This window comes from Pseudomonas sp. GW821-FHT04C07, assembly GCF_059420325.1.
Window position 1 is genome coordinate 76,469 of record NZ_JBWKTM010000013.1, and the last position, 25,946, is coordinate 102,414.

The window sequence follows — 25,946 nt, forward strand, 5'->3', positions numbered from 1 at the left end:
GAAAATTCCTCACTCCAATTCTGCCGACTGAGTTGTTTGGGCTGTGAGGGAAGGGAGCTTGGAAATGGCTTCCAATTTTTGAATCGAAGACGCGCCTTGTGAGTAAACGTCGAAGGTCACGATTCCAGTTTCATGACCTACCAGTTCAGCAATCAGTGGCCCTTGCACGCCAGCCCTGTGAAGTTGAGTGATAACCGTCTTGCGGATCGAATGGAACACGTGTTGGGCGCCGTAGCCGTGCGCTTCTTTGAGTCTGCCAAACGCCTTTGAGAGCGCGTCAGAACGTATGCCGTACTTGTTCTTGCTGTCAGACGGGATCAGATAGCCATCCTTGGAGTCGTTCTTCAGGCGCTCGACAATTCGGGTGAGGGCAGGGTGTACAGGCACGACCCGGATACCCGCTGCGGTCTTTGAATCAACAATATCGAAGCTTTCAATGCCGTCCGGCTTAATCAGGTGCTCGACCCTTAATTGGCAAAGCTCTTCGATGCGAGCGCCTGTATAAGTACCCAAGAGGATCAAGTCAGCCAGCGTCGTGTGGTCAGCGGCTAACGCGGCAGCGTGAAGCTCCGCAATCTCTTTCGGCTGGAAGTCCTTTCTCTGACGGTCTGCACGTTCCTTGCCACGGGTTTGCGGTAGCTCATGGTTCTCAAACGGGTTGGCCTTGTCCTTGAAGTCTTCACGCCAGCGAGTGTCGTGTTTCATCGCCCATTTCCAGAAGACGTTACCTGCCAAGAGGTATTGGGTGAGGGTCTTGCTTGCCAGCTTGAGCGAGTCGAGCCACGCTGACACGGTATCGAAGTCGAGCGGCTTACCTTCTTTAGCCAGGTATGCCGACAGCTTCTCCAGCTTCGATTCCTGTTGATCCATCGTCTTGTCAGCGACATTCCGCGTTTCACGATACTGGCGGAACGTAGCGATACGCTGCTTTGTGATTGGCGACCGAACTTTACGAATTCCATCACCATCACCAGCCGCAATCATCCTGATCTCGTCCTTCTCATCTGCGGTGGGCGTGTAGTGAGTTTCAAACCGCTGAGCCACTGCGGTTTTGAAAGCGGCTCCCAGTTCGTCATCAAGCTTGAACAGACCCATGGGGGTTTGGCGTGCTTTCTGAATCATTCCCTTGAGAGCGTCCACCATGGCAGGGTTGTCCTCCATGAACTGCGCCATTTCAGTTGGTTCTGGCAAGACATAAGGAGCAGCGCCAGCTTCACCTATGCGGGTCATTTTGGAATGCTTTGTTATGCTGTCCACAGTTTCTAGCATCCCAGCCAGCGACTCTTGCCAGTCAGGGGGCAATGGCTTGCCAGCCCGAGCCGTCACTATACGAGCTTTCCAGTTGGCGAGGATTGGAAGGCGTGCATCCATTGCTTCCTTGCGGAGTCCGGTCTTCAACGACTGTATCAGCACCTTACAGCCAAAGGCTTTCTGCACATCCACAGGCACCGCCAGTCGCACATACCACGTGGACTCGCCTTTCTTCTGAATCAGATTGTCTGTCATTGGAGCGTCGTGTGGAGGAGAGTGGTACATCGGATTGTACTACTAAATTGTACTACTATGCACGCTGAAACCCCCGTAATGCTGGCCTTGTTGGTCGAAAACTTTCTTTATGGTGAGTCCCTATCTCTCCGCCATACACAGAAAAAGCCCCGTAGCTGAATAAGCTACGGGGCTTTTTCGTTTTCCGGTGTTTGCTCATGCTCGCATCATCGACTGTTTGAAGCATGCCCAAGCGGCTCATTGCTCCTGAACAGTTTCGGCATCGGCCAGCGGGTTTAGATTTCCTTCACCGGGATATCGCTCTGGGTGCTTGTGATCAGCCCGATTGCGTGCAAGCAATCAGCCTTGTTGATGTAGGATTCGCCGCTGGCGATTATCTCGTGATTTCCCGCCCTCAACCGCCAGCGCCATTGTCCTGTTCCGGTGCTTGGGGTGCCTTGGGATTGCCTGTAAATCTCAAAATACATACTGCTCGCTCCATGCGATTGATCTAATTGCGAAAGCCTGTGTGACTCATCGAAGCAAGCGTAGCGGAGGTGATTTTTTTGGCTATCAGGTTTTTGTTTCTAATAGTTTTAAATTATTTCAAGAAGCGTAACTGACGTTGACGTACCGGCATGTTGAATGGCCAAAGCCGCCGCAGTTTCGCCCTTGCATCACCTCCCGCGCTCCTGCTTAATACGACTCGGCTCATGGCGCTGAGTATCAGTCGGCGGCTGCAGATTGTAGAAAAATTACTATAAAAAAGAGCAATCAATTGACTCATCAGCACGGAATGCAACTGGCTGAGCATTTGGAACTATCGCTCGTCATCCCCGTTTTCAATGAAGCGGCCACCATCGATTTGTTCATCGCTCGGATTACTGACGTCTTCAAGGATGAGGCGTTGGTCGGTCTGGAGATGGTGTTCATCAATGACGGCAGTACCGATACCACGCTGGATCTGCTTCTGGAGCGCCAGAAGACTGACCCGCGTATTCGAGTGATCGATTTGAGCCGCAATTTCGGCAAGGAAGCCGCATTGACGGCAGGCCTTCAGACTGCGACCGGCCAGGTCGTGGTGCCTATCGACGTCGATCTGCAGGATCCACCGGAAGTCATCCTTCAGATGATCGCCCGTTGGCGTGAGGGCTATGGAGTGGTGCTGGGTTATCGTGTGAGTCGCAACAACGACTCCTGGGCCAAGCAAACTTCGGCCAGTTGGTTTTGCCGCCTGCACAACAAAATCTCTGATCAACCTCTGCCGAAAAATGTCGGTGACTTTCGGCTCATGGACCGTTGTGTGGTTGACGCATTGCAGAGCCTGCCCGAGTCTCGGCGCTTTATGAAAGGTTTGTTTGCCTGGGTTGGGTTTCGGCCCCCCCATGTCGATTACGAGCGCCCGGAGCGGGTGGCGGGTGAAAGCAAATTCAGCGGGTGGCGCTTGTGGAATTTTGCCCTGGAAGGCATCAGCAGTTTCAGCACCGACCCGCTCAAGGTCTGGACCTGTCTGGGGCCGTTCGTGTCCGTGGTTTCTTTTTCGTTCGCCATTTTCATTGTGTTGCGGACCTTGTTTACCGGGATCGATGTACCGGGCTACGCCTCGCTGATGGTTGCCGTCACCTTTCTGGGTGGCCTGCAATTGATCGGTATCGGGGGGCTGGGCGAGTACCTGGGCAGAACCTGCATCGAATCAAAACGCCGCCCGGTTTTCCTGGTGCGTCGCGTCTACAACGCCAAGGACTGAGCATGGATCTCAAGGAAACCGACATCCTCGGTTCTAGCATCGAGCAGCATTGGTATTACTGTTCAAAAGCGGCGGCGATGATCCGCCTGCTTCAGGGCGCAGAGAGCCGCAAGATCCTTGATGTGGGCGCCGGTTCGGGGTTCTTTTCCCATCATCTGCTGAGCCATACACTCGCCAGTGAGGCCTGGTGCGTGGACATTAGCTATGAGGCGGACTCGGACGCCACAATCGCCGGGAAACCGGTGCACTACCGTCGTTCGATCGACTCGGTCGATGCCGACCTGGTACTGCTGATGGACGTGCTGGAGCATGTCGATGACGACGTCGGATTGCTCAAGGCCTACGTCGATAAAGTTCCGTCCGGCAGCCGTTTTCTGATGACGGTTCCGGCATATCAGTTTCTCTGGAGCGGGCACGATGACTTTCTCGAGCACAAACGGCGTTACACCCTGCCGCAACTGGAAACGGTGGCCAGGGACGCTGGTTTGACGGTCAGGCACGGAGCTTACTACTTCGGCCTGGTCTTCCCCATTGCGGCAACCCTGCGGCTACTGCCAAAAAGTGCACAACCGTCGCCACCGCGCTCGCAACTCAAGCGGCATCATCCGCTGGTCAATACGCTGTTGAAGACGTTGTGTAGTGTCGAGCTTCCCTTCATGGGCGCGAACCGTCTGGCCGGTCTGACGGTGTTCTGTCTGGCGCAGAAGCCGTGACGTCGCGCTGCTGCTTGAGTGACAAGCAATGAGCCGTGAGACAGGCACTGACAAGTCAGCCTTGATCAAACGTGCCCGGCGTTTTGCCGTGACCGGATTGTTCGTCACGGCCCTTCATGCACTCATTGCCGTACTGTTCATCAACTATGTGTTACCCCTGCCGCCCTTGGCCAACGGCGCGGCGTTCGCTGTAGCGACCGTGGCTTCTTATGTGATCAATACCACCTGGAGTTTTTCCAGCCGATTGCACGGCCGGACGCTGGTGCGCTTCATGATGGTCTCGGGCGCAGGTTTTTTACTTGCGATGTTGGTGGCCTGGGCCGCCCAAATGGCCGGGCTTCATTATCTGCTGGGAATTGCTGCAGTAGCGCTGACCATCCCCGCTTTCACCTTTGTACTGCATAACTTTTGGACTTATCGATGAAGCTTTCTGGAAAGCATCTGGCGATCACCCTGTTGCCTGTTCTTATGGGGGGCTAGCACTCTTCGCGGTCTCCAACAAAGTCGGTATCGGCCCCTTCGAGCTCGACTATCCTCTGCCCGCGTTTGTCGTGGCTGCCGCGAATGTTTTCCGGGCGTCGGGGCGAATGTTCTGGCCGGTTTTCTACGTGACTATCTTCGCCGTCATCTATGTTGTTGTTGTTGTTGTTGTTCGGGGCCACAGTCCGCGTACAACCCTCTGTCTGTTGGTCGTCGTACTGGTGATACAGGTGACGGATACCCGGGCAGGCTGGGCAGGCACAGGTAATTTCCTGATGGTGCCGCCAGCATCGGCAAAGACCGCGCTCGTTGATCCGTTCTGGCAGAGCGCTGCTTCTCACTACCAGAAGGTTCGCTGGGTCCGTCCGCAGAATTACTCGCCCAATTGGCTTGCGCTGGCGGATTACGCTAGCTCCCATCGCCTTGCCACCGGGAAGTATGACGTGGATTCACTGTATGTTCTGGATGAGCGGGCGCTGCTTCAGGCGGCCATCAGCATTGATGCCAACACCGATCTTCTGGCCCAAATCGATGGTTTGAATATTCTTGCGCCGGGCTGGAAGCAATGCGCAGACTGCCTCCAGATGAGCGCAACAAATCCGCTCAAGCTTATACCCTTGCTGAAACAGGGCGAGGATGGACGCAAGCTGGCGATAGGGCTGCAGGCGTTGACCGTGCGTTGAGGCGCTGCGCCTCAAGTGCGTCGGGATCCGGTGACGGTCTGGGTGATCTTCTGCGCAGGCAGGTAGACGCCAACCCCCAGGCCTTTCTACACTGCCCGCAGTCTTGGAGACTGGGGATAGCAGATGAATCGTAACGAACTGCGCAAGGCGGACATCAACCTGATGGTCGTGTTCGAAACGCTGATGCTTGAGCGCAATGTGACGCGGGTGGCGGAGAAGCTGTTTCTCGGGCAACCCACCATCAGTTCGGCGCTCAATCGCTTGCGCACGATGTTCAACGATCCACTGTTCATCCGGGTTGGCCATCGCATGGAGCCGACGGCAAGGGCCGAGGAGATCATTCAGCATCTCTCGCCGGCGCTGGATTCGTTGTCGGTCGCTCTGAGCCTGACCCACGATTTTGATCCCGCCAGCAGCACCATGACCTTCCGCATTGGCCTGTCCGATGATGTCGAATTCGGTTTGCTGCCGCCGTTGTTGCGCGCGTTGCGCCAAGAGGCGCCGCAGGTGGTGTTCGTCGTCCAGCACGTCGATTACTGGCGTATCCCGGACTTGCTGGCGTCCGGCGACATCACCGTCGGCATCAGCCAGACCCGCGGCCTGCCGGCTAATGCCAAGCGCAAATTGCTCAGGCATATTCAACCCAGCGTGTTGCGCGCGGACGCTTCTGAAACCCCGCTGACCCTGGATGAATACTGCTCACGGCCGCATGTGCTGGTTTCTCACACGGCCAATGTCAGCGGTTTCGCAGATGAATGGTTGGCTGAAATTGGTCGTAAACGCCAGGTGGTGCTCTCGGTACCGCAATACAGCTCCTTGCCGGCATTGCTCGCCGGGACCGACATGATCGCCAGCCTGCCGGATTACACGGCCGCGGCCATGGCTGCTTCAGGTCAGTTGTTCTGCGAACCGTTCCCGTTCAAGACGCCGACACTGGACCTGTCCATGGTCTGGCTCAGTCATGTCGATACCGACCCGGCCGAGCGCTGGCTGCGTTCGCGGCTGGAAGCGTTTATGAGCGAACGCGGTTTGTCCGAAATACAGGACATCAAGTCGCTCTGAAGCCAACGCGATGCGCAGAGGCCTGCTTGATACCTCGAGGCTGGGTTGTTTTGCTGTGTAGCGTTACCCCTCAGGATTTGACCGGAGATCCACCCCATGAGCAGTTCCCGTTCTCTGTTGCGTGGGCGCGGCAGCCACGACAGTGGTAAGGCCGGCACGGTCGGCGGTGCTGATTACGGTTGCTGCGTGGGATAGCCTTGCGCTGCGCGACTCAGTGGCTGCCCCTGAGCATTAACTAGTGCTCAGGTGGAGCAGGACTGGTCTGTGTTATATGTACGACCTTTCCTTTACCCGATCAGGATTATCGCCATGCCTCACCTGCATATGGAATACACCCCCAACCTGCCAGCGCTCGATGCCGACAAGGCATTGTCGCGACTCAACCATGCGTTGGTGGCTTCCGGGCAGTTTACGGCGGAGTTCGATATCAAGAGCCGAGCGGTGCAGGTGGGAGCATTTCGGGTCGGTACCGGACTGGGCGAACGTGCTTTTGTGCATGTGAAGCTGGCGCTGTTGAGCGGACGTTCGACCGAGATCAAGAAGCAGTTGTCGCAAAGCCTGTTGGCCGTGCTACAGGACCTGTGTGAATGGCCGGCCGATGTAGAGGTGCAGTTGTGCGTGGAGATTCTGGATATCGATCGTGAGTCCTACACCAAGGCGGCTATCGGCCACTGACAGGCGAGCTTCCGGGCTCAGAGCAAGCCTTGTTCCACGCAGACTTTGAGCACTTGCTCACGGAGCCAGGTATTGGCGCTGTCCTGATCGCTGGCTTCACTCCACCGCATGTCGAGGGTGAACCCCGGCAAGCCATTCGGTGCTTCGCAATGGCTGAAGACTGCGTCATTGGCCAGAAGCGTTTGAATGCGCCGTGGCAGCGTCAGGATGAAGTCGGTGCCGGTGATCATCTTGAGTGCTGCGCTGTAGCTGTTGGACCGCGCGACAATCTGCCGTTTATGCGCCTGGTGGGCCAGCCAGCCATCCACCATGTTGGTATCGGAGGTCCACGGCGTGGGGAACACGTGACGACGCTCGACAAAAGATTGCAGGCTGAAGCGCGGTTCCAGCGGGGTCGCGCGTTTATCGAAGACGCACACCAGGTCATCTTCCACCAGCATCCGGGATTTGAAGTCGTTGTGGCTGCGGTGAAAGTTGGGGCCGAAGCAAATCACCAGGTCGAGACTGCCGTCGCGCAGTTCATCGGCGGGAATATCGGTTTCGAGCTTTTGCACATTGACGATTACCGGCAGGTCGGCGAAATCGAAGTTTTTCAATAGTCGCGGCAGTATCAGCAGTTCGAAGTATTCCGGCGCGCAAATGTTGAACGTCACGGCTTTTTGGGTTGGATCGAAGGCCTGAACACCGGAATGGCACAGATTGATGCTTTCAAGAATTTTCAGCACGTGCCCGTACATGGTGGTGGCTTTGCAGGTCGGACGCATACCCGTTCGGGTATTGATGAACAACTCGTCCTCGAAGCTGGTACGCAGCTTTTTCAGACAATAGCTGACCGTGGACTGGCTGACATAGAGGGTTTCGGACACGCCGGTGACACTGCTTTGTTCATAAACAGCGATAAAGACCATAAGGTCCTGCATGTCGAGCTTTCTAAGCAAGTTGCTGTTCAGCATCAGATCCGTCTCATGAGCCCCTTGCGCCGATTGAGCGCAACACGTAAGTAAAAGGGTAACGGAACGATAGTCCCAAGAGAATGCCTCGTGGGAAATTTCGTGGTCAGCAGTGGGTCACAAAATGCAGGTAAGGCGACCTGCGCACTCCATCGCCCGCTCTTACGCCGTTGCAGGTTCCGAGCGTCGGCTGGAGATGACCAGCGCGAGCATTCCGATCCCCACCAGCAGTGCGCCAAACAGTTCTATCAGCAGCGGTTGTTGTCTGAGCCAGAACCAATGGAACAAGGTGATGAACAGCGTGCTCAGGTAAACGTAGGAAATCACCGTGGACGGGGCAATGACACCGATTGCCCGATGCAACAGCCAGAAAGTAGCGAGTGTGGCGAACAGCGCCAGGTAAACCAGCCAGAAGAAATCACTGATCGCCAATAGCGAACCCGTGCGCCAGCCGCCGCTGAGCAGGGAGAAGACAAACAGAAACAGTGAGCCGAACAGCATATTCCAGAAGGTCATGGCCACCGGGCCTCGACCTTTGAGGCTGTGGTCTTTGAGTCGCTGGCTCAGGGGCGAGTAAAAGGCCATCGCCAGACACCCGACGCCATACACCAGGACTGCGTAGAGCGAAGGCAGCTGTCCGGGACCTGCGCCTTTGAGAATCAGCAGCACTGCGCCGGCCGCTGCGATCAGCATGGGCAGCAAGCGATTTCTAACGCTGTTGTTGGGCATCAGAAAGGCTTCGAAAAGCAGCGTCATCAATGGCACGAGGGTGAACATCGTCCCGGTATTGACCGCAGAGGTGTAGCGCAGGGCTTCGAACAGCGAACCGAAATACACTGCCAGCAATAATCCAAGGGCTGCGTGGCTGAGCAAGCCGCGCGCAGTCATAGGGGTGGTGCCTTTCAACAGCAGCATCGGCAAAAACATCAATGCCGAAAACAGCAGTCGCAGACCGGTCAGGAGGATTGGATCGATGGCCTGACTGACTTGTGCAGCGGCGAAAAACGAGGCAGCGATCAACAGCGCCCAGATCAGCATTCCTGCGTTGGCGGTGGCGAAACTAACGCTTTTCATCTTCGATTGTTTTCCATCATCAGGCGTTGAGTGATAAGCGTGTGATTAGGCAGGGTATGCGGCAGCGCAGCAAATCAAAAACTTGCTGCGGTTATTGAAAAATCAGGTAAGGGGGTAGTGGCGAACATCCTGAGGGCCAGGAAGGTTCATAGAACCTTCCTGGCGGTCTATCAGAATGGCTTGGTCGGCAAGTACTTGCCATCCAGGGTGATCACTGCACGGGAACCGCCGTCCGGGTCTTCGACTTTCTTGATGTCCAGTTTGAAGTTGATGGCGCTGATGATGCCGTCGCCAAATTGCTCGTGCACCAGGGCTTTAAGGGTCGAACCGTAGACTTGCAGCATTTCATAGAAGCGGTAAACGGTCGGGTCGGTCGGGATGCCACCCTGAATGCTGCCGCGCAATGGCACGCTTTGCAGCAGACGGCTGGCGTCCTGGTCCAGGCCGAGTTTGTCGCAAACCACATCGGCTGCTTCAGCCGGCAGCGGGTGTTGACCGAGCAGGGCGGCGGTCACGAAAGCCAGGCTCAGGCCCGTGCCGTCGGTCAGGTCCTGCCAGGACAGATTCTTGCGTGCCTTGGCGTCGATGATGATGTCGGCCAGGGCCAGGCGTGGAGCTTGAGCGAATTGGGATTGCAGCATGATGATTTCCTCTTTAGTGATGCAAGAGCTGTGGGTTAGGCGGCGCGTTGCAACTTGCTGGACAGCGCGCAGGTTTTCGGGTGTTCGGCGAGGGAAACGAAGCGTTGGGACGCGCCGTCCAGGGCGGCGATGCAACCGCTTTCAATGTCATAGACCCAGCCGTGCAGGTTCAGTCGACCTTGCTCCAGGGCCAGAGCGACCGAGGGGTGAGTCTTGAGGTTGGCCAGTTGGGCAATGACGTTTTCCCGCACCAGCGAATCCAGGCGGTCTTCAATTGAGGCGTGAGTACGAGAGGCATTGATCACCTTGGCCGACTCGGCGTGACGCAGCCAATTGGCGACGGCCGGTAAGTGGTCAAGGCATTTGCAGGTGGCGATGGCGGTCATTGCACCGCAGTCGGAGTGGCCACAGATCACGATGTCGCTGACGCCGAGTACGGCGACTGCGTATTCAACCGTGGCCGAGACACCGCCCGGCTCGGGGCCGTAGGAAGGGACGATGTTGCCGGCGTTGCGGATCACGAACATGCCGCCAGGTTCTTGTTGAGTCAGCAGTTCCGGGACCACCCGGCTGTCCGAGCAGGTGATGAACAAGGTGCCGGGGCTTTGTGTGGTGGCGAGTTGTTTGAACAGTTCGCTACGCTGCGCAAAGGCCTCACGCTGGAACTTGAGGAAGCCGTCGATGATGTCTTGCATGGTGGTTCTCCTTGCGTTGCTGATGGGGCAAGGATGAAAGTTTTCAGTTATAGCGTCCAAGACTGGCTTATTATTGTTTCTATAAGTCAGGCCTATAGTTGAGCGCCCATGCTGCTACGCCATATTCGTTACCTGCTTGCGGTCGCCGAGCATCGCAACTTCACTCGAGCCGCTGAAGCTCTGCATGTGTCCCAGCCGACGCTGTCGCAGCAGATCAAGCAACTGGAGGACTCCCTCGGTGCACCGCTATTCGACCGTTCGGGGCGTTGTGTGCGCCTGACAGACGCTGGTGAGGCTTATGTGCGTTATGCGCGGCAGGCCTTGCAGGATCTACAGGCGGCCAAGCGGGCGATGCATGACGTGCAGGATCTGAGCCGGGGGGCGTTGCGTCTGGCGATGACCCCGACCTTCACCGCGTACCTGATCGGCCCGTTGCTGACCCGCTTCAACAACCTCTACCCGGCGATCAACCTGAGCGTTGAGGAAATGACTCAGGACCGTATAGAGGCGGCGCTGGCCGAAGACCGCCTGGATATCGGCATTGGATTCAGCGGTGAGCATTTGGCCGATATCGAATCTCAGTCGCTGTTCGCCGAAACCTTGAGCCTGGTGGTCAGTGATGCGCATCCGGGGTTCGCCGGGCAACAGTCGCTGAGTGCTCACGCTCTGGGTGAGCAGGCGCTGGTCTTGCTCAGTGGTGACTTTGCCACCCGCCAGCACATCGACCGGTACTGCCGTGAGCAAAACATCGCACCACGCATCGCCATTGAAGCCAACTCCATCAGCGCGATAATCGAAATCGTGCGCCGCAGCCAGCTGGCGACCATTCTCCCGCAAGCCATCGCCCACGAGCAGACGGGATTGCAGTCGCTGGCACTTGATCCCGAGTTGCTGCAACGCACCGTGGCACTGCTCAGTCGCAAGGGCGCTTACCGAAGTGCCGCGTGTGGGGCGTTTGTCGAGTTGGTCGAGCAGCGGGGGAATGTTTAGTCAATCTGCAACCACACTTCGTCAAGTCTGGATTTAACGGCTTATCTGCCCGTGTGACGCTGCTCGACACCTGTTTTCTGCGGTTATCCCTATGGACGGTTGGTCAGTTGATATCAAGCACGAGGCTTCGCCTGGCGCCCGCGCGTCAAGCCTTCAGCCCCGTCGTCGATTCACCCCTGCCACCGCTCCGAGCTTGTCTGCACTCCCTTCTGAACTGGCCTTTTGGGCGCTATGGCACTGTCGCCACGCGCGCCCACCGGATACCTGCATTTCCCGTTAAGTCTTCATATGGTTCGCCCTGTGCGGTGGATCGAACCGGCGGCGCCTGTGCGTTCGCCTGACGCGGAAATACGAGAGTTCCCATGAGTTTTGCCACGACCCCCTTTGCCTCAAAGCAAGAAGCCCTGACTTTTCTTGAGCACAACCCGGATATCGAGATGTTCGAGTTGTTCATCCTCGATAACAACGGCGTGCCAAGGGGCAAGTTGCTGCATCGCGATGAACTGTTGGCGGTGTATGAAAGCGGACGGCCGCTGCCGAGCACCATCCTCGGGTTGACCATCAATGGCGACGACGTGGAAAACTCCGGGTTGGTCTGGGAAGTCGGTGATGTCGACTGTCGGGCCTATCCGCTCAGTGGTAGTTTGCAGCGCATGCCATGGCGGCAGATTCCCACGGCTGCGGTGCAGGTCAGCATGCATCCGCAAGAGGGGATGCCCGCGACGGTGGCTGATCCGCGGCACTTGCTGGTCAAGGTGATCGATGCGCTCAAAGCCGATGGCTACTATCCGGTGATGGCGGCGGAGCTGGAGTTTTATCTGCTTGATCGCCAACGCGACAGCGACGGTCGCCCGCAACCTGCGCGGGATGTCGATGGTGGCCGGCCGCTGGCGACACAGGTCTATGGCTTGCGTGAGCTGGAGCAGATCGAGCCGTTCCTCGCAGATCTGTATAACGCCTGCAAACTTCAGGGCATTGCGGCACGCACGGCAATTTCCGAGTACGCGCCGGGGCAGGTGGAAATCACCCTTGAACATCGCAGCGATGCCTTGCAGGCAATGGATGAAGCGGTGCGTTACAAGCGTCTGGTCAAGGGCGTGGCGCACAGGCATGGAATGACCGCCTGTTTCATGGCCAAGCCGTTCGATAACCTGGCCGGCACCGGCATGCACATGCACGTCAGTCTGGCGGACAAGGATGGCAACAACCTGTTCGCCAGCGAAGCACCCGACGGCACGCCGCTGCTCAGGCAAGCGGTCGGCGGCATGCTCAGTACCATGCTTGATTCGTTGCTGATGTTTTGTCCGAATGCCAACTCTTATCGACGTTTCCAGACCAACAGCTACGCGCCGCTGGCCGCTACCTGGGGTGTGGACAACCGCACTGTGAGTTTGCGAGTGCCTGGCGGCCCGGCATTTTCCCGGCATATCGAACACCGCATCTGCGGTGCCGATGCCAACCCGTATCTGGCGGCAGCTGCGATTCTGGCGGGCATTCATCGGGGAATTCGTGAGCAGTGCGATCCTGGTGCGCCGGTTGAAGGCAATGGTTACGCTCAGGCCAAAGAGCTGCTGCCTACGGACTGGCTGACCACCTTGCGCGCACTGGAAGGCTCCTCCTGGGCTCGGGATGCATTCGGTGCCGGGTTTCTTGGGGTATATCTGGCGGTCAAACGTGCCGAGTACCGTCAGTTCATGGGGGAAGTGGGGGAGCAGGACTGGCGTTGGTATTTGCACCAGGCCTGAAGTTCCCGGGTTCTGGCGACGGTTCTGGCAATTAGCCATTGATTGACTATTTGCGGGCTGGTTTTGCACGAAAAGTTGATGGCTGGCTGCCTGAGGTTTGGTCAACTACCAAGGCTTGTCTTCATTGACGGTCCTTGTGATCGACGCAGTTGTGACCACTCAGTAAGGTCTTCACCACCGTTCGACCTTTTTTTCACGCGCCAGCCGTTAATCTGTCGCCAGAAGATCCCTTTTTAAGAGTTCGCGAGTCATGTCATCGCAGCCCCCATCCTCCATCGAGCTTGAGTTCGCCAGGCGTTACGACCAGGAGCACGCTCAAGTTTGCCTGGAGACACGGCCGACCGGGTTGGCCCGGCGACTTTCGCTTTGGCGAGATGAGCAGTTGGTGCGGCGCGCCCTCAAAGCGGCGGGCGAGCCCGGGCTGGTTCTCGATGTGGCTTGCGGTGCCGGGCGTTTCTGGTCGGTGCTGGCGGAGCGTGCCAATCGGGTAATCCTGGCGACGGACAACTCTCAGGACATGCTCAACCATGCCCAGACCCATCACTCGCCAGGCCTGCTCAAACGGGTCAAAACCTTCCAGGGCTCGGCATTCACCATCGGTCTGCCGTCCAATGCGGTGGACTGCATTTTCTGCATGCAGTTGTTTCAACACATTGTCAGCAGTGAGCACCGACTGCTGCTGCTGCGTGAGTTTCAACGTGTCAGCCGTGACACCGTGATCGTTTCGGTGGGGGTCGACGTCGGCTTCAAAGTTCGGCGAGGTCAGGGGCAGGGTGCTGACGAGCCGTCGTCGGCAGGCGTTGCGAAGTACCCGCTGGCCAGTAGAACTCAGGTAGAGAGTGAGTTCAGACAGACGGGCTTCGAGATTCTCGGTTATCAAAACTTCATACCTGGCTGTGCTCTGTCGCGGGTTTACGTACTGCGCAAAGGCAGCTAGTGCTGATCTGTCGGACTATTCTGGTAGTCCGACAGATGTTTTCCCACACGCACTTCTGCAGTGGATGCTCGGAAATCGCCGGGCGCGTTATATACTGCGCGCCAATCTTCAAGGGAGAGCCGTGTGGCCATCGATATTCACTGGATTCGCGACAACGATAGCCTCGGTCAGTTTTGCGCCGAGTGGCAGCAACTGCCATTCGTTGCCCTCGACACCGAATTCATGCGGGTCGACACTTTTTATCCGATCGCCGGGCTGCTTCAGATTGGCGATGGCGTGCGCGCTTACCTGATTGATCCTTTGACGATCGACAACTGGCAACCCTTGGCCGCATTGCTGGAAAACCCGGCGGTGATCAAGGTTCTACACGCCTGCAGCGAAGACCTGGAAGTATTGCTGCGTCTGACCGGCAGCCTGCCGGCGCCGCTGTTCGATACGCAATTGGCCGCTGCTTATCTGAATCTGGGTTTCTCCATGGGCTATTCGCGTCTGGTCCAGGAAGTGCTGGACATTGATCTGCCCAAGGGCGAGACCCGTTCGGACTGGTTGCAACGCCCGTTGTCTGAAACCCAAATCAGCTACGCCGCGGAAGATGCTTTGCATCTGGCTGAGGTTTACATCCGCCTGCGTCCCAAATTGTCTGACGACAAGTACGCCTGGGTGCTGGAGGACGGTGCTGAACTGGTGGCCAATCTGCGCCGCGAAGTCGACCCGTACGAGGTCTATCGCGAGGCCAAACTGGCCTGGAAACTCTCCCGAGCCCAGTTGGCCGTGCTGCGCGAGCTCTGCGCCTGGCGTGAGCGTGAAGCCCGCGCTCGCGACCTGCCGCGTAACCGGATTATCCGTGAACACTCGTTGTGGCCATTGGCCCGGACTCAGCCGGATAACCTCGCAGCGCTGGCAAAAATCGAAGACATGCACCCGCGTACCGTGCGTCAGGATGGTGAGTTTCTGCTTGAACTGATCAAACAGTCTGGCAGTGTATCCCCTGATCAATGGCCACCCACGGTGCCCGAGCCGTTGCCGGTTGAGGCCGCGGCGCTGATCAAGCGTTTGCGAGCGCTCGGTCAGGCTGAAGCTGAACGCCTGGAAATGGCGCCGGAATTAATGCTGCGCAAGAAAACCCTGGAGGCCCTGCTCAAAAGCGGCTTCCCCGAGGGCCCTTACCAATTGCCTGATTCATTGCGTGGCTGGCGCCGCGAATTGATGGGCCAGGCGTTGCTCGACAGCCTGGCCACCGCCGGAGAACAGCCTTGAAACGTATTTGCTCCATCTACCGAAGCCTGCGCAAAAACGAGATGTACCTCTACGTGCTGAAAAGCGATGCACTGGAGCGCGTTCCGGAAAACCTGCTGTTGGCTTTCGGCAAACCGCACCATGCCTTCGATCTGGTACTCAGCCCTGAGCGCAAGTTGTCCCGCGAGGACATCAACGTGGTACTGGAGAATCTCGACAAGCAGGGCTATCACCTGCAAATGCCACCGGCCGAAGACGAGTACATCGAACATTTGCCTGAAGAATTGCTACGGCGTAATGATCCGGTCTGACGGACTGGCCCGAGTGCTCTGTCCAGAGCACTCTTATAAATAGAACTGAATAATCTGGCGGTGGCCGTTGACGATGGGGAAAAAACCATCGACGACCTCCTGCACTGTTTTGAAAGGTTTGAACCATGCGCGTTCTGATTGCTGAACACGACCACGCTCTTTACGCCCAATTGTTGCGTCAGGCTGCTCCTGACCTGGAAGTGCTCACCAGTGGTGACTCCGCCGAGCTTGCGAGCCTTGCCGCTGATTGCCCGATCTGGCTTGGTCAACCGGACCTGCTGGCGACCCTGTTGCGTCAGGGCCACGAGCCACAGTGGCTGCAATCGACCTGGGCCGGGATCACCCCGTTGCTCGCCGAGGGCTTGCCTCGGCATTACCGACTGACGCGGGCAGTGGGCATTTTCGGCCAGGTCATGGCTGAATACGTGCTGACTTATATGCTTGGCCATGAGCGCGAAGTATTGGCACGACTGGTCAGCCAGGTCGAGCGCAAGTGGGACAGCCGCTTGGCTCAGAGCCTGGCGGGACGCAAGGTGTTGATCGTCGGCACCGGCGATATCGGCAGCAGCGTGGCGCAGTTCCTGGTGCCGTTCGGCGTCCAGTTGTATGGCATCGCCAGTGAGGCTCGAGAGCAAGCGCCGTTTATTGAAGTCGCCGGACTGGAGGATTTGGGCCGTCTCGTAGGGGAGGTCGATTACGTGGTCAATCTCCTGCCCAACACGCCCAACACCCATGATCTGTACGACGCGGCGCTGTTCAAGCAGTTCAAGCCGACCGGGTTGTTCATTAACGTCGGGCGCGGTGTGGCGGTGGTCGATGCGGATCTGGTCGAGGCGTTGAAGGAAGGGCATCTGGCGGGGGCGGTGATCGACGTCTGCCGTCAGGAACCGTTGCCGCAACGTCACCCGTTCTGGACCGCCTGGGGCTTGCTGCTGACCGGACACAGTTCGGCGCCGACTTCACCGCCGATGATGGTGCAGTTGTTTATCGAGAATCTGCAGGCGTATCAGGCTGATACGGCGTTGCGCGGAGAAGTGGATTTCAATCGCGGGTATTGACGTCGCGGTGATCAACTGTGGGAGCGAGCTTGCTCGCGATGGGGTCATCACATTCAGCATCACTGTTGATTGTCACGCCGCCATCGCGAGCAAGCTCGCTCCCACATTTGGTTTTGCAGTGTGGCTTACAAACTGAAATCACCCTCGGCCGCCAGCTCGCTCAGCGGGCGGCGCGGGCTTGGGGTTTCGCGGGCTTGCAGGTACTCGGCCAGGGTCGCTTTGTCCCCCAGTTTGCCGATCGCCACCGCGGCGTGCAGCGCGTAGCCTTCAGGAATATTCAGTTCCTTGCGGGTCAGCTCCTGATCGAAACCGGCCATGCCGTGGGTGTGCCAGCCGCTGAGGCTGGCTTGCAGCGCCAGATGGCCCCAGGCCGAGCCGGTGTCAAAGGTGTGCCACAGCGCCGGAGTTTCCTCTTCGGCGCCTGGTGCCGTGAAGGTGGTTTTCGAAATCACGATCACCAGCGCCGAGGCGTGTTGTGCCCAGCTGCGGTTGAATTCATTCAACAGACCCAGGTAGCGCTCCCAGTTTGGCGTGTCGCGACGCGCGTAGAGAAAACGCCAAGGCTGCGAGTTGTAGGCCGAAGGTGCCCAGCGCGCGGCTTCGAAAAAGCTCAGCAGAGTTTCTTGCGGGATGCTTTCACCAGTGAAGGCGCGGGGAGACCAGCGGTCAGTGAACTGTGGGTGGATGGCATATTCGGCAACACGTGGATTAGCGCTCATGAAGAGTTCCTGACTACGTTTGAGAATCAAAGGTTGAAAAAACCGGCGGGCGCAGTTAGCAGTTAACTGAGCAGATATGGTTTTCTGAGGTGTGGCAGCTAACCTGAGTGCAGCGCGGTCGAGCGTTTATGGCACCTGTGCATGGCTTCTTTCGACTCGCAAAGCTACTTCGCGGCGCAAGAACTGACAAGTCCTGTTCTACCGGCAGTCGCAATCGCTTGGCCCCAGAGCCCTCGCGCACTAGACTGGCGGCCTTTTCACTCGCTGATACCGATGCTTGAACCATGGCCGCCAAAGTCGAACCTTTCTGGATACGCAAAACCCTCGAACAACTCGATCAAGAGGAGTGGGAGTCGTTGTGCGATGGCTGTGGTCTGTGCTGTCTGCAAAAGCTTGAAGACGAGGAAGACAACAGCGTCTATTACACGCGGATCGCCTGCAAACTGCTGGACCTGAAAACCTGCCAGTGCACCGATTACACCAATCGTCGCGATTCGGTGCCCGATTGCATCCAGCTCACGCCGGGCAAGGCTGACCAGTTCAAATGGCTGCCGCCGACTTGCGGGTATCGTTTGGTCAGCGAGGGCAAGGACTTGCCGCTCTGGCACCATCTGGTTTGCGGTGATCGCGATGCGGTTCACCACGAGCGGATTTCCCAATCCGGGCGCATGCTGGCCGAAGGCAGCGTGGCCGAAGAGGATTGGGAAGATCACTTGATCTTCCGTGCGGGTTGAGGGCCGAGCGGGTCAAGCATTTCAACGTTGATTCACGAGGGCGTGTATATGGCTGTGGGGTCAAGGCTGCCGTTAGCCATTTTGCTGCTGGCACTGAGTTCGCCGCTGTTGGCGGCGAAGAAAGTCGATGTGGATTACCACGTGCGTTTGTTGCCGCAGAGCGATCAGGCTGAAGTTCGGCTGACACTGGCCGACGGTGCTGCGGTACACAGCCTGGACTTCGATCTGGGTAATCGCGGTGATTACAGCGATTTCAAGGCCGATGGTCAGTGGCAATCCACTACGCCCAAAACTTCCGAAAGCCAGCGCGGCATCTGGCGCCCTGCCAGTGGCCAGTCCAGTCTTACCTACCGTGTGCGCATCAGCAATGCCCGCAAGAATGGCTCGTTCGAAACCCGTATGACCCCCAATTGGGCGTTGCTGCGCGGCGAAGACCTGGTGCCGGCGGCGCGTTTGGATCAACAGGACGGCACCGAGTTGGTGTCGCGTCTGGAATTCGAATTGCCGGCGGGCTGGAAAAGCATCGAAACCCCCTGGCCGCGTATTGGCAAGAACCGCTTTCGGGTCGACAACGTTTCGCGCCTGTTTGACCGGCCGACCGGCTGGATGCTCGCCGGAACCCTGGGTAGTCGCCGCGCTCGCCTGGGGGAAACCGAAGTTACGGTCGCCTCGCCGCAAGGGCAGGGCATGCGGCGTATGGACGTACTGACGCTGCTGACCTTCGTTTGGCCGCAAGTGCAGGCAGTATTCCCGCGCCACCTGAACAAACTGCTGATCGTCGGTGCCGCCGATCCGATGTGGCGCGGCAGTCTGGCCGGGCGGGATTCGATCTACCTGCACAGCCGCATACCGCTGGTCAGCGAAAGCGGCATCAGCCCCTTGGTGCGCGAGTTGGTTCAGGTATTTGGCAGGGTCAATGGCAATCAGCACAGCGACTGGATCAGCGAAGGTTTTGCCGAGTACTACGCGATCGAACTGGTGCGCCGTGCTGGCGGTATGAGTGACGAGCGTTATCAGAGCCTGGAGACCCGGCTGACCAGGGAAAGTCACCAGGTCACCACCCTGCGTGGTAAACAGATCAGCGGGCCGGCGGTCGCCAAAGCGGTGTTGCTGTTGCAGGCGCTGGACGGCGAGATACGCCTGAAAACCCGTAACAAGCGTTCACTGGATGACGTGCTGCATGCGGTCATGAACCAGGGTAGCGTCAGCACCAAGGAGTTTGTGCAATTGAGTGAAGGCATCCTCGAGGGGCCGTCGAAGGTGCTGGATAGCGAGTTGCTGCAGTAGATGCGGATGCGTTCCCACGCAGAGCGTGGGAACGATCATCTGTGTCGCTTCAAACCCCGGCTTCAGGCGATTTCAGCGAATCCTTGTCGACCACCGTCGCAGTGCGAGTCGCTGTTCCAGCATTGGCTTTAAAGCGGCTCAACTCTTCTGCGGTTCGTTCGATTCTCGAGCGCACGTTGTTCATGTCCTGACGGCCTTTTTCCAGCAGGTCTTTCGCCGAGCTGTGACCAGTGATGCCGCGGGCCAGGGCTACGCCGCCAATCGCCACCTGAATCAAACCGAAAACGCCGCCTCGGCGCAGACCTTTGCCCATCATCACCACACCACCGGCCAGCGAGCCAATGCGCTCCCAGCCCAGGACGTTCTGCGTCGGCAGAGTCTGGAACGGGGTGGATTCGCTGCGCTCTACGATTTTGCTGTCGCTCATGATCTGTCTCCAGCGGGGTGATTGATATAACGCGGACTGCGCGAGTGCGCCGCTTGTTCCGTCCATTTTCTATATTTACAAACTAGAATTTCGGACCGGAGCGTGTGTTATTGCCTTTCGCCATGCGGTCGTAAAGCACCACGTTGACGGTCGCGGCGAGGTTCATGCAGCCGGTGGTCGGGATGTACACCACGTCCTCACACCAGTCACGGATGTCTTTATCCAGCGAGCCGTCTTCCGGTCCGAAGATATACAGCGCGCGATCCGGGTGGGTGTATTCCGGCAGTGAACGGGCCCCTTCGACCAGTTCGACAGCGACCGGTATGCAGCCCAGCGGGAGGATTTTCTTCAGGTCTTCGATGCCGATCAGCGGAATGTCCTGATGGACTTTCTTGGTGTCAGTGACGAAGTCGCGGGCGCGTTCATAACGTTTTCCGGTGTAAAACACCGACGCCACGCCATAACAGCCAGCGGCGCGCATCACCGAACCGACGTTCTCCGGTGATTTGGGGTTATACAAACCAATGCAGCTGTACCGTTTGTTTGCCACGAGCCGGGTGCCTTCGAGAAAAAACGCGATTATACGGGGATTGTGCTCGGGGCGTTTGCTTTGGGGATGGGGTGCTAGATCTATCGCCATCGCGAGCAAGCTCGCTCCTACAGGTCTTGTGCAATCCATGTAGGAGCGAGCTTGCTCGCGAGAGGCCGGAACTATCAAAGAAGATTTGGCAGGGCTTACTCGTCTTTCTTCATCAACCCGGCCAATGCGGCGAACGGGTTGTGGGTGGCCTTGGCGATGGTCGGCGAGCTGGTGGAACCCTCGGCGTAGTACTGCTGGTCGGTGTAGCGCGAGTGTTCGTTGTCGTGGCAGTACAGGCAGAGCAGCTCCCAGTTGGAACCGTCCTGCGGGTTGTTGTCGTGGTTGTGGTCGCGGTGATGCACGGTCAGCTCGCTCAGGCGCTTGCCGGAGAACTCACGGGCGCAGCGTCCGCAGACGTGCGGGTACATCTTCAGGGCCTTGTCGCGGTAACCCATTTCACGGTCGCGCTGAGCGTCGGCGAGGATGCGGTCCAGCTTGGCCGTGTTGGAGGGAGGCGTTGACGAACTCATGGGTTCACCTTTGTAAAAAGACTAATGACGGTTATGAGGCAAGTTTAGCTCAGCCCTTGAGCTTCTCGGCAATCCAGATGGTGTGCCGGGTGCCTTTATTGCCATGGGCGAAGACTTGCACTTCCTCGGCCTTGAAACCGGCCTTGCGCAATTTGTCGGAGAACTGCCGGTCAGCGCTGGCCGACCATACCGCCAACACGCCTTTGGGGCGCAAGGCTTTGGCGCAGGCGCTGAGGCCGCCTGAGGAGTACAGCCAGCTATTGGCCTTCTGGGTCAGGCCTTCGGGGCCGTTGTCGACGTCGAGCATGATTGCATCGAAGCCCTGCGGCTCGGCTTGTAGCACTTTGGCCACGTCTTCCATGCGGATCACTGTGCGCGGATCGAGCAGCGGTCGACCGGATTTTTCCCCCAGCGGCCCACGATTCCACTCAACCACGCCAGGTACCAGCTCCGCGACCACCACTTCGGCGGTCTTGCCCAGGTGTTTGAGGGCTGCGGCCAGCGTGAAGCCCATGCCCAGACCACCGATCAACACACGAGAGCCCGGACGGCCGGCAACCTTACGGCAGGGAATTTCCGCCAGGGCGTCTTCGGAGCCGTGCATGCGAGTGTTCATCAGCTGTCCGCCGTCACCGCCCTGGATCTTGATGACGAAATCCTCGCCATACTCGAACAGGCACAAGGCACCGCCGTTTTCGGGAATCGGGGTGGTGTCGAGCAGAACGAAACGTTTCATGGGACTCTCATTAGGGAGGGAAAACTGGCATTGAGAAGGGCAAAACTGCGCGGTTGGGAGTAGCCTGAAGACCCCAACAAGGGCAACGGAGCCATTGATGAAGCGCACTATTCTAACGGCCATTGTGTTGGCCGCGCTCTCGATAAGTGCAGCGCGGGCGCAAGAGCTGCAACCTGTCCCCATTACACCCGAGCCGGCGTCAGGTTCGCCGGGCACCGCGACACCTACGCCGTATCCGCAGGTTACACCAAGGAGTGTGCCCAGGGCGGGTGGCGGGAGCGCCGGTTCGCCTTTGCTGCCACCGATCGAAATGCCCAATCCGCCCAAGGATCAGACCTTGCCGGGGTTGGAGCAGAATCAGCAGAAAGCCAAGACGCCCGGCGGTTAGACCTGCTGCGAAAGCAGTTGCCCATCAGCCATGCGCAGGCGTTTGGACAGCGCAATAGCGATGGCACGGATGATCTTGGCGGCGATTTTCGGGGCGTCATTGAGCATCTTTTCCAGCGAGTCCTTGCCCAGATTGAGCAATTGGCAATCGCTGGCGGCGACACAACTGGCTGAGCGCCGTTCGCCGTCGAGCACCGCCATCTCACCGAAGGCCCGGCCACTGCGCAGAGTCGCGATGGTCACCTGCTGGCCTTCGCCGTTGGTCTTTTGCACCGCGACCTGGCCTGTGTGGATGATGCACATGAAGCTGCCGGCATCACCCTCATGGAAAATCTCTTTGCCTTGGGCGATGGCGCTGATGCTGAAGTAGCCGGCAGCGGTGCTGAAGTCGACCGGCAACAGCTGATCGAACATGCCGCAGTCCATCAGCCAGTCGCGGATTTCGTTGTTCAGTAAAGTGGGTTCTGACATGTCATCACAGTCTTTTTTTGTGTCTGTTACTGTTCCGGGCGTTGGATGAAACGCCAAACCCCGGCGGCCCAGTGTTAAGACCGGGACGCCGGGTGGAGTTCCTCAGGCAATGCCCAATACCTTAAAAACAAATGCGTATTCGAGCGCCACGTCACGCAGTCCCTGATAACGACCGCTCATGCCACCGTGGCCAGCGCCGAGTTCGGTCTTGAGCAGCAGCAGATGGTCGTCGCTCTTGGTCGCCCGCAGTTTGGCCACCCATTTAGCAGCTTCCCAGTACTGCACGCGGCTGTCGTTGTAGCCAGCAATCACCAGGGTTGCCGGATAGGTCTGGGCACTGACGTTTTCGTAGGGCGCGTAAGCCTTTATCCGGTCATAGACTTCAGGCTCTTCAGGATTGCCCCATTCGTCGTATTCGGTGACGGTCAGCGGCAGGTCGGGATCGAGCATGGTGTTCAGCACGTCGACAAACGGTACTTCGGCAATCGCTGCCTGGAACAGCTCCGGACGCTGATTGAGCACCGCGCCAATCAACAGGCCGCCAGCGCTGCCGCCGCTGATCGCCAGTTGCGATGAGGTGGTAAAACCCTTGGCGATCAGGTGTTCGGCGCAGGCGATGAAGTCGCTGAAGGTGTTGTGTTTGTGTTCCTGCTTGCCGGCACGATACCAGGCTTCGCCCAGTTCACCGCCTCCCCGCACATGGGCGATGGCGAAGGCGACGCCGCGATCGAGCAAGCTCAGGCGCGCATGGGAAAACCACGGATCGAGGCTTTCACCGTAGGCGCCGTAACCGTAGAGGTAGAGGGGTGTTGGTTTACGCTCCTGGTTTTCGAGCAAGGCTTCGCGTTTGACCACCAGGCTGATGGGCACCAGAGTACCGTCAGGGGCGGTGGCCCAGAGACGTTGACTCACATAAGCGTCCGGATCGAACGGGCCGAGCACCGGGGTTTCCTTGAGGACTTTCTGTTCGCCGGTTGCAAGCTCAAGCTGACGGATTTGAGCCGGACGATTCAGCGCTTCGTAGCGCAGACGGATCTTGTCGCTGGCGAACTCCAGGCTGTTTTGCACATGCAGGCTGTAGGCCGCGTCGGGCAGTTGCACGCGGTAGGCGGGCAGGCCTTGGGGGCGGACCTCTACGATTGGCAAGCCACCTTCGCGCAGGCTCAGGGTCAGGGCCGAAGCGTTCAGGCTCATGCCGTCGAGCATCACGCTGTCGTTGTGGGGGACCAGATTCTGCCAGTCATCCTGGGACGGTACGACGCCGTTGTCGGCGGCCTGATACAAGGCGAAGTTGATTCCGTCACGGTTGCTGCGAATCAGCCAGGCCCACTGGTCGTCGAGCTTGCCGTGGTCGACGTCATATTCATGGCCTTCGACCCGTGGCGCCAGGCAGGTAAAGGGTTGCTGTGGCTGTGTGGCGTCGAGCACCCAGACTTCGCTGGTGGTCTTGCTGCCCAGAGACAAAATCAGTTGGCGTTCGGAGCTGGAGCGGTAGCAATGCAGGAAGAAACGTCCGTCCGGCTCATTGAACACCTCCTCGGCCGCGGTGCCATCCAGGCGGTAGCGAAACAGCTTGTGCGGGCGATGGGTGTCGTCCAGCTCGCCGAAGAACAGCGTCAGGCTGTCGTTGGCCCAGGTCATGCTGCCGTCGCAATTTTCGAACGACAGTTCGCTGACTGTACCGCTGGCCAGTTCCTTGACGAACAAGGTGTAGGTTTCCTCGCCGCTGGTGTCCAGGCTGTAGGCCAGGCGCTGGTGGTCCGGGCTGATGCTGAACGCACCGAGGGAGAAATATCCGCCATTGGCCAATACGTTCGGGTCGAGCAGCAGCTCTTCCTGGCTTTCATCGACCTGCAGGCTGTCATCGGCCGGGCGCGGGCAGCGGTAATGCCGGGCGTACTCATCACCTGCGGTGGTGCGCGTGTAATACAGATACGGGCCCCAGGGCGAGGGCAGCGAAAGGTCGGTTTCGCGAATTCTTGCTTTGATTTCCTGGTACAGGGTTTCGCGCAGTTGGGCCTGATCGGCCAGTTGCGCTTCCTGGTAGCGATTTTCAGCCTTGAGGTAGTCGAGCACCGGCGCGCTGTCGCGGTCCTGTAGCCAGGCATAAGGGTCAGCACCATCGGCCTTGTGGGCGATCGGGGCAGCGAGAACGTTGGCGGATAGGGGCATGAATGGCTCTCGGACGTTGTACAAAAGAAGGGTTCGCCGACGGCGGTGCAGCCTGACATGCGAAAAGCCGTTATCATAAGCGTCTCTTTGCCTGCCTTGCCATGGACACCATGACCGAGAACGACTATCTGATCGCTTGGGGCCTCTACGCCTTCGCCGCTTTAGGCTGCCTGTTGGTATGGATGCGCATGACCCGCTGGATGTGGCGCTGGTTGCGCGAGCCATTGCGCCTGCTGATGGCCGTGCTGCTGTTCAGTCCGACCATTATCGACCCGGTGAAGGAAAAGTTCGCCCCGGCCGTGGCCATTACCGCTCTGGACCTGCTGTTCAAGGTCGGTAACAACGTCTGGCGTGCGATCTCTGACCTGCTCATGTACAGCATGATTGCCTTTGGCATTTACCTCGTTTTCGTGTTGATCCGCTGGCCGATCGAGCGCGCTTCCAAAGCCCGCCGCGAGCAGGCCGCGGCCGCGAAGGCTGCGAAGGCTGCGGCTACGATGCCGGAACCTGAGGATGAACAGCCCTTTGGTGGCGCCGGTGATGACCGCTATGGCCGCCCACCCGTTCCTGGCAGCCCCCAGCGTTTGCGAGTCGAGCCGCGTTTGTAACCCTGCCCCGGCATTGAAGCGAGAGTCCGAGCATGTGTGAGTTATTGGGCATGAGCGCCAATGTCCCGACCGATATCGTGTTCAGCTTTACCGGGCTGATGGAGCGCGGTGGCCGCACCGGTCCGCACCGTGACGGCTGGGGCATTGCGTTCTACGAAGGCCGGGGCTTGCGGTTGTTTCAGGACCCGGCGGCCAGTTGCGATTCGCAAGTCGCGCAACTGGTGCAGCGTTATCCGATCAAAAGCGAAGTAGTGATTGGCCATATCCGTCAGGCCAATGTCGGCAAGGTCTGCCTGTCCAATACCCATCCGTTTGTTCGTGAGCTGTGGGGGCGTAACTGGTGTTTCGCCCATAACGGCCAATTGGCCGATTTGCAGCCCACCGCCAGTTTCTATCGGCCGATCGGTGATACCGACAGCGAAGCGGCGTTCTGCGATTTGCTCAATCGTGTGCGCCAGGCGTTTCCCGAACCGGTGGACGTCGAGCAGCTGTTGCCGGACCTGGTGGCCGCCTGCGCCGAATACCGCGGCAAAGGTGTGTTCAACTGCCTGCTCAGCGATGGCGACTGGCTGTTCTGCTATTGCTCGACCAAGCTTGCGCATATCACTCGCCGCGCGCCGTTCGGCCCGGCGCGCTTGAAGGATGTCGATGTGATCGTCGATTTCCAGGCAGAAACCACGCCCAATGACGTGGTGACTGTGATTGCCACCGAGCCCTTGACCGAAAACGAAACCTGGACCCGCTACGAACCGGGCCAATGGAGCCTGTGGCGACGCGGCGAATGCGTCAGTCAGGGCCAGACCGAATAAGGAC

The 25,946-nt window shown here is 58.4% G+C and carries 30 protein-coding genes; 17 read left to right on the top strand and 13 right to left on the bottom strand.

From position 1 onward, the window contains the following. Positions 1-9 precede the first annotated feature (9 nt). The gene (locus AC07UI_RS22370; protein ID WP_494994559.1) at positions 10-1,506 is read right to left on the bottom strand and encodes a tyrosine-type recombinase/integrase; all 1,497 of its coding nucleotides are present in this window, start codon (positions 1,504-1,506) and stop codon (positions 10-12) included. Between the two features lie 275 nt (positions 1,507-1,781). Next, complete coding sequence (locus AC07UI_RS22375; RefSeq protein ID WP_494994560.1) at positions 1,782-1,973, bottom strand: YegP family protein; 192 nt, start codon at positions 1,971-1,973, stop codon at positions 1,782-1,784. 308 nt (positions 1,974-2,281) lie between these two features. On the opposite strand from AC07UI_RS22375, the gene AC07UI_RS22380 reads away from it, so the two are divergent. The 6 genes from AC07UI_RS22380 (at position 2,282) to AC07UI_RS22405 (ending at position 6,845) form a co-directional block, all read left to right on the top strand. Further along, a complete protein-coding gene (locus tag AC07UI_RS22380) occupies positions 2,282-3,232 on the top strand; it encodes a glycosyltransferase family 2 protein (protein WP_494994672.1) in 951 nt (316 codons plus the stop codon). A 2-nt stretch (positions 3,233-3,234) separates the two neighbouring features. Beyond that, positions 3,235-3,945, top strand: a complete 711-nt coding sequence (locus AC07UI_RS22385; protein WP_494994561.1) for a class I SAM-dependent methyltransferase — start codon at positions 3,235-3,237, stop codon at positions 3,943-3,945. A 28-nt stretch (positions 3,946-3,973) separates the two neighbouring features. Beyond that, positions 3,974-4,369 (top strand): GtrA family protein, encoded by a 396-nt coding sequence (locus AC07UI_RS22390; RefSeq protein ID WP_494994562.1) that lies wholly within the window; start codon positions 3,974-3,976, stop codon positions 4,367-4,369. After that, complete coding sequence (locus tag AC07UI_RS22395; protein ID WP_494994563.1) at positions 4,338-5,108, top strand: DUF6311 domain-containing protein; 771 nt, start codon at positions 4,338-4,340, stop codon at positions 5,106-5,108. Before AC07UI_RS22390 ends, AC07UI_RS22395 begins: the two co-directional genes overlap by 32 nt. Before the next feature lie 123 nt (positions 5,109-5,231). Next, positions 5,232-6,170 (top strand): LysR family transcriptional regulator, encoded by a 939-nt coding sequence (locus AC07UI_RS22400; RefSeq protein WP_494994564.1) that lies wholly within the window; start codon positions 5,232-5,234, stop codon positions 6,168-6,170. Between the two features lie 309 nt (positions 6,171-6,479). Next, on the top strand, positions 6,480-6,845 hold the full coding sequence (locus AC07UI_RS22405; protein ID WP_494994565.1) for a 5-carboxymethyl-2-hydroxymuconate Delta-isomerase: 366 nt from the start codon (positions 6,480-6,482) through the stop codon (positions 6,843-6,845). A gap of 17 nt (positions 6,846-6,862) precedes the next feature. On the opposite strand, the gene AC07UI_RS22410 is transcribed toward AC07UI_RS22405, so the two are convergent. The 4 genes from AC07UI_RS22410 to AC07UI_RS22425 all read right to left on the bottom strand — a co-directional run bounded on the left by AC07UI_RS22410 (position 6,863) and on the right by AC07UI_RS22425 (position 10,205). Then, positions 6,863-7,798 carry a LysR family transcriptional regulator gene (locus AC07UI_RS22410; protein WP_494994566.1) on the bottom strand — a complete coding sequence of 312 codons (936 nt, stop codon included), beginning with the start codon at positions 7,796-7,798 and terminating at the stop codon, positions 6,863-6,865. Between the two features lie 159 nt (positions 7,799-7,957). Next, positions 7,958-8,869, bottom strand: a complete 912-nt coding sequence (locus AC07UI_RS22415; RefSeq protein ID WP_494994567.1) for a DMT family transporter — start codon at positions 8,867-8,869, stop codon at positions 7,958-7,960. Positions 8,870-9,039: 170 nt separating this feature from the next. Then, a complete protein-coding gene (gene cynS, locus AC07UI_RS22420) occupies positions 9,040-9,510 on the bottom strand; it encodes a cyanase (protein WP_494994568.1) in 471 nt (156 codons plus the stop codon). Between the two features lie 35 nt (positions 9,511-9,545). Then, complete coding sequence (locus AC07UI_RS22425) at positions 9,546-10,205, bottom strand: carbonic anhydrase (protein WP_494994569.1); 660 nt, start codon at positions 10,203-10,205, stop codon at positions 9,546-9,548. 108 nt (positions 10,206-10,313) lie between these two features. Between AC07UI_RS22425 and cynR the strand changes: the two genes are divergently transcribed. The 6 genes from cynR to AC07UI_RS22455 all read left to right on the top strand — a co-directional run bounded on the left by cynR (position 10,314) and on the right by AC07UI_RS22455 (position 16,482). Next, positions 10,314-11,195, top strand: coding sequence for a transcriptional regulator CynR (gene cynR / locus AC07UI_RS22430; RefSeq protein ID WP_494994570.1), 882 nt, complete (start codon positions 10,314-10,316; stop codon positions 11,193-11,195). A gap of 362 nt (positions 11,196-11,557) precedes the next feature. After that, a complete protein-coding gene (locus AC07UI_RS22435; RefSeq protein WP_494994571.1) occupies positions 11,558-12,940 on the top strand; it encodes a glutamine synthetase family protein in 1,383 nt (460 codons plus the stop codon). 250 nt (positions 12,941-13,190) lie between these two features. Continuing rightward, positions 13,191-13,877, top strand: coding sequence for a class I SAM-dependent methyltransferase (locus AC07UI_RS22440; protein ID WP_494994572.1), 687 nt, complete (start codon positions 13,191-13,193; stop codon positions 13,875-13,877). A gap of 123 nt (positions 13,878-14,000) precedes the next feature. After that, the gene (rnd, locus tag AC07UI_RS22445; RefSeq protein ID WP_494994573.1) at positions 14,001-15,134 is read left to right on the top strand and encodes a ribonuclease D; all 1,134 of its coding nucleotides are present in this window, start codon (positions 14,001-14,003) and stop codon (positions 15,132-15,134) included. Further along, positions 15,131-15,424, top strand: a complete 294-nt coding sequence (locus AC07UI_RS22450; RefSeq protein WP_494994574.1) for a YcgL domain-containing protein — start codon at positions 15,131-15,133, stop codon at positions 15,422-15,424. The genes rnd and AC07UI_RS22450 overlap by 4 nt, the downstream gene beginning before the upstream one ends. 125 nt (positions 15,425-15,549) lie before the next feature. Next, positions 15,550-16,482 carry a D-2-hydroxyacid dehydrogenase gene (locus tag AC07UI_RS22455; RefSeq protein ID WP_494994575.1) on the top strand — a complete coding sequence of 311 codons (933 nt, stop codon included), beginning with the start codon at positions 15,550-15,552 and terminating at the stop codon, positions 16,480-16,482. Between the two features lie 125 nt (positions 16,483-16,607). Here the strand turns inward: AC07UI_RS22455 and AC07UI_RS22460 are convergent, their stop codons facing one another. Further along, positions 16,608-17,201, bottom strand: a complete 594-nt coding sequence (locus tag AC07UI_RS22460) for a nitroreductase family protein (RefSeq protein ID WP_494994576.1) — start codon at positions 17,199-17,201, stop codon at positions 16,608-16,610. 284 nt (positions 17,202-17,485) lie between these two features. Between AC07UI_RS22460 and AC07UI_RS22465 the strand changes: the two genes are divergently transcribed. Beyond that, a complete protein-coding gene (locus AC07UI_RS22465; protein ID WP_419115042.1) occupies positions 17,486-17,935 on the top strand; it encodes a YcgN family cysteine cluster protein in 450 nt (149 codons plus the stop codon). Positions 17,936-17,983: 48 nt separating this feature from the next. Beyond that, positions 17,984-19,222 (top strand): hypothetical protein, encoded by a 1,239-nt coding sequence (locus AC07UI_RS22470; protein ID WP_494994577.1) that lies wholly within the window; start codon positions 17,984-17,986, stop codon positions 19,220-19,222. A 49-nt stretch (positions 19,223-19,271) separates the two neighbouring features. On the opposite strand, the gene AC07UI_RS22475 is transcribed toward AC07UI_RS22470, so the two are convergent. From AC07UI_RS22475 to AC07UI_RS22490, 4 genes are all read right to left on the bottom strand, one after another. Further along, positions 19,272-19,649, bottom strand: coding sequence for a YgaP family membrane protein (locus tag AC07UI_RS22475; RefSeq protein ID WP_494994578.1), 378 nt, complete (start codon positions 19,647-19,649; stop codon positions 19,272-19,274). Between the two features lie 82 nt (positions 19,650-19,731). Continuing rightward, positions 19,732-20,199 (bottom strand): RNA methyltransferase, encoded by a 468-nt coding sequence (locus AC07UI_RS22480; protein ID WP_150642116.1) that lies wholly within the window; start codon positions 20,197-20,199, stop codon positions 19,732-19,734. Positions 20,200-20,384: 185 nt separating this feature from the next. Beyond that, on the bottom strand, positions 20,385-20,759 hold the full coding sequence (locus AC07UI_RS22485; protein ID WP_494994579.1) for a YajD family HNH nuclease: 375 nt from the start codon (positions 20,757-20,759) through the stop codon (positions 20,385-20,387). 49 nt (positions 20,760-20,808) lie between these two features. Beyond that, entirely contained in the window at positions 20,809-21,495 is a 687-nt protein-coding gene (locus AC07UI_RS22490) for a spermidine synthase (RefSeq protein WP_494994580.1), read from the bottom strand. 97 nt (positions 21,496-21,592) lie between these two features. Between AC07UI_RS22490 and AC07UI_RS22495 the strand changes: the two genes are divergently transcribed. Further along, positions 21,593-21,883, top strand: a complete 291-nt coding sequence (locus tag AC07UI_RS22495) for a hypothetical protein (protein ID WP_494994581.1) — start codon at positions 21,593-21,595, stop codon at positions 21,881-21,883. On the opposite strand, the gene AC07UI_RS22500 is transcribed toward AC07UI_RS22495, so the two are convergent. Then, positions 21,880-22,353 (bottom strand): cyclic nucleotide-binding domain-containing protein, encoded by a 474-nt coding sequence (locus AC07UI_RS22500; RefSeq protein ID WP_494994582.1) that lies wholly within the window; start codon positions 22,351-22,353, stop codon positions 21,880-21,882. The two genes, AC07UI_RS22495 and AC07UI_RS22500, sit on opposite strands and share 4 nt — an antisense overlap. Positions 22,354-22,455: 102 nt before the next feature. Continuing rightward, on the bottom strand, positions 22,456-24,525 hold the full coding sequence (locus AC07UI_RS22505) for a S9 family peptidase (RefSeq protein ID WP_494994583.1): 2,070 nt from the start codon (positions 24,523-24,525) through the stop codon (positions 22,456-22,458). A gap of 101 nt (positions 24,526-24,626) precedes the next feature. Between AC07UI_RS22505 and AC07UI_RS22510 the strand changes: the two genes are divergently transcribed. Then, positions 24,627-25,133 carry an MFS transporter gene (locus tag AC07UI_RS22510; RefSeq protein WP_494994584.1) on the top strand — a complete coding sequence of 169 codons (507 nt, stop codon included), beginning with the start codon at positions 24,627-24,629 and terminating at the stop codon, positions 25,131-25,133. 32 nt (positions 25,134-25,165) lie between these two features. Beyond that, complete coding sequence (locus tag AC07UI_RS22515; protein ID WP_494994585.1) at positions 25,166-25,942, top strand: class II glutamine amidotransferase; 777 nt, start codon at positions 25,166-25,168, stop codon at positions 25,940-25,942. Positions 25,943-25,946: the final 4 nt, after the last annotated feature.